The 8,157-nt window shown below is 59.0% G+C and carries 6 protein-coding genes; 2 read left to right on the forward strand and 4 right to left on the reverse strand.

What is annotated here, in order from left to right; translation table 11 throughout:
- Positions 1–646: 646 nt before the first annotated feature.
- Positions 647–2,215 carry a sensor domain-containing diguanylate cyclase gene (locus NOX35_RS16770; RefSeq protein ID WP_256494074.1) on the reverse strand — a complete coding sequence of 523 codons (1,569 nt, stop codon included), beginning with the start codon at positions 2,213–2,215 and terminating at the stop codon, positions 647–649.
- Between the two features lie 677 nt (positions 2,216–2,892).
- Between NOX35_RS16770 and NOX35_RS16775 the strand changes: the two genes are divergently transcribed.
- Positions 2,893–3,204 (forward strand): hypothetical protein, encoded by a 312-nt coding sequence (locus NOX35_RS16775; protein WP_182283363.1) that lies wholly within the window; start codon positions 2,893–2,895, stop codon positions 3,202–3,204.
- A gap of 4 nt (positions 3,205–3,208) precedes the next feature.
- Here the strand turns inward: NOX35_RS16775 and NOX35_RS16780 are convergent, their stop codons facing one another.
- Positions 3,209–4,141, reverse strand: a complete 933-nt coding sequence (locus tag NOX35_RS16780) for a LysR family transcriptional regulator (RefSeq protein WP_256494077.1) — start codon at positions 4,139–4,141, stop codon at positions 3,209–3,211.
- A 119-nt stretch (positions 4,142–4,260) separates the two neighbouring features.
- On the opposite strand from NOX35_RS16780, the gene NOX35_RS16785 reads away from it, so the two are divergent.
- Positions 4,261–5,250 (forward strand): bile acid:sodium symporter family protein, encoded by a 990-nt coding sequence (locus tag NOX35_RS16785; protein ID WP_256494078.1) that lies wholly within the window; start codon positions 4,261–4,263, stop codon positions 5,248–5,250.
- A 68-nt stretch (positions 5,251–5,318) separates the two neighbouring features.
- Here the strand turns inward: NOX35_RS16785 and NOX35_RS16790 are convergent, their stop codons facing one another.
- Both NOX35_RS16790 and NOX35_RS16795 read right to left on the reverse strand, forming a co-directional pair.
- On the reverse strand, positions 5,319–7,304 hold the full coding sequence (locus tag NOX35_RS16790; RefSeq protein ID WP_256494079.1) for a LapD/MoxY N-terminal periplasmic domain-containing protein: 1,986 nt from the start codon (positions 7,302–7,304) through the stop codon (positions 5,319–5,321).
- Positions 7,305–7,369: 65 nt separating this feature from the next.
- On the reverse strand, positions 7,370–8,053 hold the full coding sequence (locus NOX35_RS16795; RefSeq protein WP_182287239.1) for a transglutaminase-like cysteine peptidase: 684 nt from the start codon (positions 8,051–8,053) through the stop codon (positions 7,370–7,372).
- Positions 8,054–8,157 lie beyond the last annotated feature (104 nt).

Genomic DNA, 8,157 nt, shown 5'->3' on the forward strand with positions numbered 1-8,157 from the left:
ATCAGCTGCAGGATCACGGGGCCGCGCAAGCACCCGGCCTGCAGCTCAATTGCAAGCTCTGCCTGCTCCAGATGCAGATCGCAGCGGCCAGTTCTGGCTCTTCGATGCTCGCACTGCCTTCAGCGCGTGTCGATATGGATCGCTGAGGCACTCTCACGCCATTTGCTTGAGATTCCCACAGCCTACACATCCAGCCTGACCAGCCTGGAATCAGGCATGCACAAAGTCTGCCACCAGTCATCGGTGGCGTTGCCATTGCCGGCCTCGCCCCAGCGCCGACCCCTCGCAGCAAGTGTTGAACTTCCTTGTAGATCTGCGACCGTCCAGCGCGTAGCGCTGGCGTCGATGCAGGTCATAACCCTCCGAGTCAGCATCAACAAGCATCTACATGAAGCCCTGTCGTGAATCATGCGATAGGCCAACCTGCCTGCCTTCGCGGGCACCAGTGCTCAGGCCAGATATTCGCAGGAATACGCTAGCCGGCTCCGGTGCTTTTGCTGTGTCCTGCGCCGACCTCCTGACCATGGCTCGACAAATACCTCCAGGCAGCGTTCCCCTTTGGCAAGACTAGGGATTTGAAATGACGGCTCGCGCCCTCAGTTTGTCTGAATGTCGTCTAAGGATCCGAGAGACCAGCTCCGACAGTTCAGCACTCGGCACGATTGCGCCCAGCCGCCTTGGCCCGATACAGAGCTTGATCGGCCGCTTCAACCAGATCCAGCGGACTCGTCAGTCCATGCCTGCCCTGCATGCTTGCCGCTCCTATGCTCACAGTGACATGGCCGAATTGGCTGGACTCATGGGCAATATCGAGTCCCCGTATGCACTTCAGCAACTCCTCGGCAACGCGCATGGCCCCCTCAAGCGCGGTATTGGGAAGAATGATGGCAAGTTCCTCCCCGCCGTAACGTGCTGCCAGATCCCCTGAACGCTTGGCCGACAGCTCCAGCTGCCGCGACACCGCTTTCAGGCATTCGTCACCGGCGACATGACCATAGCGGTCATTGAAGCCCTTGAAATGATCCAGATCGATGAGCAAAAGCGAGAGCACCGTCCCGTCACGCGCGGCACGCCGGACCTCCAGTTGCAGTACCTCATCGAAGCGTCGCCGGTTCGCCAGCCCTGTCAATGAATCCTGAGTGGCCAGCCGCTCCAGTTCGAGGTTGGCATCCAGTAACTTCTCACGCACTGCCATCAAGGATGTCTCGGCCTGCGCACGCTGTCGGATGAGCAGGATCAGGCGCCAGCCTATCAGTGTGACAACTGCCAGCAGTCCTAGCACCACACCTGTCGTCAGCAGCGCCTGGCTTCGCCAGGCTTGCAGTGCCTCATACCGCCCCCGGGCAACCACCGTGAAAACTGGATAACGATCATTGCTCCTGAAGGCATATAGCCTTTCCGTTCCATCTATGCCGGACTCAAACGACGCCGTGCCGGATTTCAGGTTTGAGTAATAGCGCAGAAAGTTAGGGGAACGAGAGAAGTCACGCCCCAGATCCTGTTCACGAAATGGATAACGCACCAGCAACTGTCCGCTGGTCGTTGCGAATCCAATAGACCCTTGCTCGCCGACATCGATCTTGCCGAACAAGTGCAGAAAGTTCTCTATCCCCAGCACGACAACAATGACCCCGGCAAAGTCACCCTCTTGGTTCTCAAATCGCCGGCTGATGGTAAGCACCCATTCCCCCGTAGAACGGCTACGTATGGGTGCACCGATGAAGACCTCGTGCGACGGGTTATCGCGGTGGTATGAAAAAAAGCGACGGTCAGCGCTGCTGGTTCCCTCGAGAAATCCTCCTCTCGACGACATGAGCCATTTACCGCTCGCATCGAGGACGAGCAATTCATTGAGCTGGGAAAGCAGATGTTCCTGGCGACCGACCAGTTGCTGCATGCGCACAAGATGCCCAGGCGTGGTGCCCTCCACCTCCAGGCGCTCAAGCATGCCGAGCAGCAGCATGGAGCTCTGGGTGAAGACCCCCTCGGCATAGGTGTTCAGCGTCTGTGCAAGATTGCGATTGTTGGTATCAATCTCGCTCAGAGTGCGTTGATGCGCCGACCAGATTTGCCAGCTGGTGGCTACCAGTACAGAGACCCAGATTACCAACAACAGACTGGTCGCCAGCTGTGCATCGCGCTTGGCAGCCAGAACTTTGCACCCGCCATCACGACTGGTGACGCTGGCCTCCCTCTTCTTCTTTCGACACCACACCTCGACACTCCTCTCAACGTCAACCTGGCAAGAACAGCACTTTTGCATTGCCTGCAGCTTCCCTGCTTAGATTGGACAGGGTCGGACGGATTTTCCACCATCTCGTGAAACGACATGGGACAGAGCAGCAGACGAGGCCGAACATGAAGCAACGGTTCGGTCGCTGCCACCGAGGCCGCAGCGATCATTCCTGCCCAAAGAAACTCCGACACAGCCCCAGGCCTGCAACCCAGCATGTTCAAGGTTTCTTCAGGCGCAAACGTGCCTCGAGCGGAAGCCGGCGATCCGATCCAACCCTGAGCGGCCTAGCGAGGTGCAGCTAACCGCGGTATCGGTTTGCGATGTCAATGCCCGATCCCAGAAGCCATGGCGTTCAAGTAGCTGCGTCTACCAGGGTCCAGGTCAAAACAGACATCCATTGAAAAGCTATCTTTTGAATAGCTTGTTTCGCCTGAATTTACTTAATTTCAGATAGAAATCATCTCGAAGCGAATGTATTTCAAGCGCAAGCAGCTCTCTTTCTTATAAGAACCAGCACCTCACGCACGTCCGGCGCACAACCACATCACAAGTCTCGCTCATGAATTGATACAGTCTCTTCGGTGCATTGCGCTTATGCTCGCAGCGTTTTGAAACCGATGCAGCCATGGCTCGGACCATGGACTGCCCCACCCACAATGAAGAAAATCCTTGCTCTTGTTTCCATCTGCCTGCCTGTGGTGCTGATTGCCACGCCACTGAGCAGCCAGGCACATGACCGCCATCACCACCACAAGCGCGAGCACAAGGAAGAGTACTGGGACGGCCACTGCAAAGTGGAGCGCAAGTGGAAGAGCAATGGCGAGTACAAGGAAAAGCGCAAGTGCAGAAACCGTCCAGATGCCTACTATGCGCCACAACCGGTTTATGCAGCCCCGCCCCAGCCGGTATATGTCGCGCCGCAGCCCCAAGGGCTGGTGATTGATTCACGCATCGTGCTCAGGCCCTGAGCCGCTATTCGCCCAGCAGGCCGACTGCCTCCGCTGCAATCAGGTCCCAGACCAGGTGCGCGACGGGCGATAGCTCGCGCTGCTGGCGCTTGACCAGCATGATGCTGCGCTGCACCTTGGGCACCAGGGGACGGCTGACCAAAGCGGCACTGCCAGCTGCCGCAGTCGTAGCAGTCTGAGCTGCCCAGGCCGAGGGAACGGCGAGACGCGGCACCACGCTCAAACCCAGACCTTGCTGCACCATGCTGTAGATGGTGGCCGTATGCCCCACCTCCTGCACCACCGATGCAGTCGCGCCATGCGCCTGCAGTGCGGCATCGATCAGGCGTCGGCTGCCTGATGCATGATCGAGCAGCACCAACGATTCACCAGCCAACTGTGCCCAGTGCACCTCTTTCTCACGCGCCAGGCCATGCGAGGAAAGGCAGATCAGACAAAAAGGCTCGGTCAGGATGGTCTGTGCATTCAGGTCCTGTTTCTCGGATGGGTCGATCACCACCCCAAAATCCACCTCCCCACTGCGCACGCTGAGCAGCACATCGCTTTGAATACGATCGAGCAACTGGATATTGACGCCCGGTGACAGTTGTCTGCCACGCGCAATGCATTGCGGCAACAGGTTGGCGGAAAGCGTGGGACTGCTGGCCACCTTCACGCGGCCCTTGCGCTGAGTCGCCAGGCCTTGCACTTCGAGCAGGCAGGCATCGAGATCCTCAAGCACGCGCGAGAGATTGCCCAGCAGCAGACGGCCGGCCTCGGTCAGTTCCATCTCACGCGTGGTTCGATGCAGCAGCAGCAAGCCCAAGGCCTGCTCCAGATCCGTCACATTGCGGCTGACGGCAGGCTGGGTCAATGCCAGGGCATCGGCAGCACGACTGAAACTGCTGCTTTGGGCTACTGCCACAAAGGCACGCAGTTGACGCAGACTTATATTCATATCAAAAAATTATAGGTCTATCGAATAAATCCATTTCTCTTTTAAATGGATTGCGTGTCCAATACGCAGCCATCGCGCACCGGCCCGGTGCTTTGCATGGATGGCTTCAGTTCAAGAATATGTCTCGCCCCCGCTTTGTCCCCGATAACTTCACGCTGGCACTGATTGCCACCGTCGTCCTCGCCAGCTTTCTGCCCGCCTCGGGCCAAGTCGCCAAATATGTGGAACTGACCACCACCGGCATCGTCAGCCTGCTGTTTTTTCTGCACGGCGCCAAGCTATCGCGCCAGGCCATCCTGGCTGGCATAGGTCACTGGCGCCTGCATATCTGGATCTTCATCGCCACCTTTGTGCTGTTCCCCGTTCTGGGACTGGCACTGCGCCCGGTGCTTTCGCCCATGGTCACCACCGAGATGTATATCGGTGTGCTGTTTCTTTGCACCCTGCCCGCCACGGTGCAATCGGCGATTGCCTTCACCTCCATGGCGCGCGGCAATGTGCCCGCCGCCGTGTGCAGCGCGTCCGCCTCTACCCTGCTGGGCATTCTGGTCACGCCGATCCTGGTGAGCCTGATCCTGCACAAGAATGCGGAAGGCGGCGACGCCTTGCATGCCATTGGCAAGATTGCCATGACGCTGCTTCTGCCCTTTGTCATCGGTCATCTGATGCGCCCTGTGATTGGCGGCTTTTTGCAGCGTCGTGCCTCCATCATCAAGCTGGTGGACCAGGGCTCCATCCTGTTTGTGGTCTATGCCGCCTTCAGCGCTGCCGTCATCAGCGGCCTGTGGAAGCAGACACCCCTGCCCTCACTGCTGGGTCTGATCGTTTTGTGCTGCATTCTGCTGGCCGTCGTGCTCTTCATCACCACCTGGGGCGCACGCCGCCTGGGCTTCAGCAAGGAGGACGAGATCACTCTCGTGTTCTGCGGCTCCAAGAAAAGCATGGTCAGCGGTATTCCCATGGCCAATGTGCTCTTTCCCGCCGCCTCCGTGGGTGCAATCGTGCTGCCGCTGATGCTGTTCCACCAGATCCAGCTCATGGTCTGCGCCGTGCTGGCGCAGCGCTATGCCAGGCGTGTGCAGATCGCCGATCAGAGCGAAGCTCATTAAGAGCACAAGACCCATAGAAAAGGGGCGCTTCATGCGCCCCTTGTTCTTTTCATTGAAGATCAGTCATTTCAAGTAAGCAGCGTCAACGCGTTTTGCTGACGCAGCAGCTTCGCAGCCTCCGTATTGACGACATCGGTCACCACCACTTGAATTCCAAGCCCTGTCGCAGTCTCGACGATGGCCTGCAGCAGATGCAAGGCACCAGGGCTTTGCGCAGCCTGCTCAGAGAATTCACCACCCAGCTTCACATAGCGCAGCGGCAAGGTATGGAGCTTGGTCAAGCCCATGGGCTGCTGATCCAGGCGACGCAGCCCCACGCCCACACCTGCCAGTGCCATGGCCTGGCAAAATTCGGTGACTTCATCGGGATACGCCGCAAGTCCATGCGCATCCAGCTCCAGACAGAGTAGCGGCAAGCGGCGCGCCCATCCCGGAGCGTTCAGCTCTTCACGCAGTCGCCCCAGGAAGTCCGGCTGGGCCAGCGAGGGCAAGGAGATTCGAATGACCAGCTCGCAATCGTTCTGCTCAAGCCATGCAGCCCCGAGGGCCACCGCTCGTAAATCGAATTCTGCCGACAAGCCCAGGCGCACGGCGACTGGCAGGAACAGCGACCCCATCAAGGTCTCACCTGAAGCAGTGCATAGCGAGAGCGAAGCTTCGCCGCGCACCTGCATCCCCTCCCGGCCCCTGAATTGCAGGGGCTGAACGGACAGGGAAAGCGTATCCCGTGCCTCCAATGCACCAATCAGCATCTGACGCCACAAGGTTTCCCCGGCCAGATCAGAGACCACCTCATCATCCCCATAGGTCACATATTCCACCTCTGCCTGGCCCGAACTCTCGGCTCGCATCAGACCGTAGTCCAGTCGCGCAAGCACACCTGTTACCGAACTCGATGCCGAGTAATCGGTCAGGGCAAAGCTCCAGCGGCACCATTGGCCGCTGCTCAGGGTCACACGCATGGACAGCAGCACCTGTCGGATCTGCTGCACCAGCGACATGGCCTGGGGCCCGGCCAGGGCCGGCATGAGAACCACAAAGTCCGAGCCATTGAGGCGTGCCAGCTGAGCCTTGCACTCGGCATGACTCTTCAACACCTGATTGACCTGTTCACCCATCGCAGCCAGCCATGCATCGGCACTGGCCCGGGACATCTGCGAATTCAGGGCCAGCAGATCACGCTGCCTGAACAGCATCACATGACCATGTGCCGCAACGCCATCAGTTCGGCTCAGCGCGCGACGCAACTCATTGACAAAGTACTTGCGATTCGGCAGCTGAGTAACTGGATCACGATTGACCTCCAGCTCCAGTGATTCGATACGCTCCATCTGCTCCTGCGCCGTAGCCTGCACCCGCTCTCGAGTGTCTGCAATGGCGCTGAGTACGGGCACCAGCTCGGCAACTGCGGCCCTGGCGGGCTTCGCCGGTACCTCACTTCCTGCCTGACGTCCAATCGCCTGAACCTGTGCCGAGATTTCCTGCTGCAAGACCTTGCGAAACCATCTGAACAGCAAGACCACAAAGAAAGCCCAGGCCAGCCCGGCCAGCACCACCACACCCGTCAAGCGCACGCTGCTGCCCCACAGTGCCTGGCTCGCATAGCTGTTGTCCACAACCAGCGTCAATTGCCCAACCTGCTTCCAGCCATCGCTGATCACACGCTCTGCCTTTGGCGAACGCAGCGGCAGCACCTCCACAAACCACGGCGGAGCAGCGCCGTCCTTGAGCTTGGCAGCAGAGGCAGAACCATCGGCAATGCCGTTGTCGCGTCTGCGCTCGAACAAGGTCTCGCCCTGCGGGGACGCCAGGCGGATCAGCTTGAACTGCCCGCCATCGAACAAGGCCATCATCAGCAACTCCTGCGTGACCGGATCCTGGTTGGCCGGCTGCGACAGCGACAAGGCCAGCGATGATGCTGCATTCTCGCTCTCGGACTGCAACTGCCCATCCAGATACTGGCGCGCAGCACCAATGCTGAAAGCCAGGGTGCCGATCAAGATTGCCACAATGGCCACCGTCACGCTGATCAAAAGTTGCTTTAACAACGACATCTTGCTGCCTTATCTGTGTCGACCATTCAACATGGCTGCGCTGCCCGCACCGCCAAACATGACATTCATGGCAAAAAACCTTCCTGCTTCATGCGCGCCAGCAGATCGCGCCAGCGCGTAATCCTGTCCACCGAAGCAGGCTGTGCGCCCGCGACATATACACCCTGCGCATTGAAGCTGAATACAGGAGTCAAGTCCTTGCGCTGGCTTGCCGGCATGATGTTGTCCAGCAGACTGTCCAGCACCAGCGGCTCGGCCGCAGGTGTCTCGTAGTAGCCCAGCACCATATGCGCAATGCTCTGCGTACTACCCACGCCCCCCAGGCGGGCACGCACATAGATCAGGCGCAGTTTCTCTACCGCGACGCCCAGGCGCAGCAGCGAGAAATACTTGCCAATCACATAATCCTCGCAGTCTCCAGCCCCCCTGCCCAGGGTTTCAAGGGGCGTGGCCCAGTAGTCCGACTGTGACCAGAGAACGCTGTCCTCCGACTGCAACACTGCACGATTCCAGAACGTGTTGACGGCCGGCAGCTGCTGCTGCAGCGACCTGTCTTTCTGGGCTTGCAGCATCGCCAGCCACTGACCCAGTCTCTGGACACCTGCGGCGCCATAGCGGGACTGCATGCTGCTCTGCAGCCGCTCGCTGTCGAAATCCAGCGCGACGGCTTCAAACCCCTTCTGCAGCGCCCAGGCTCCGAGAATCGCCGAGCCATACAAAAGCATGCCTCTGCGCGACAGACGCTGCATTTTTTCCACGGGCTGTGGAAACAGGAGGCTAGGCGAAGTACTCAAGCGAGTTGCAAAAAGGGCAAGCGCGCAAGACATAAATAGCTTGAGACGCCTGTAAATAC

Source organism: Comamonas sp. C11 (assembly GCF_024496285.1).
Lineage (GTDB): Bacteria > Pseudomonadota > Gammaproteobacteria > Burkholderiales > Burkholderiaceae_C > Comamonas > Comamonas testosteroni_F.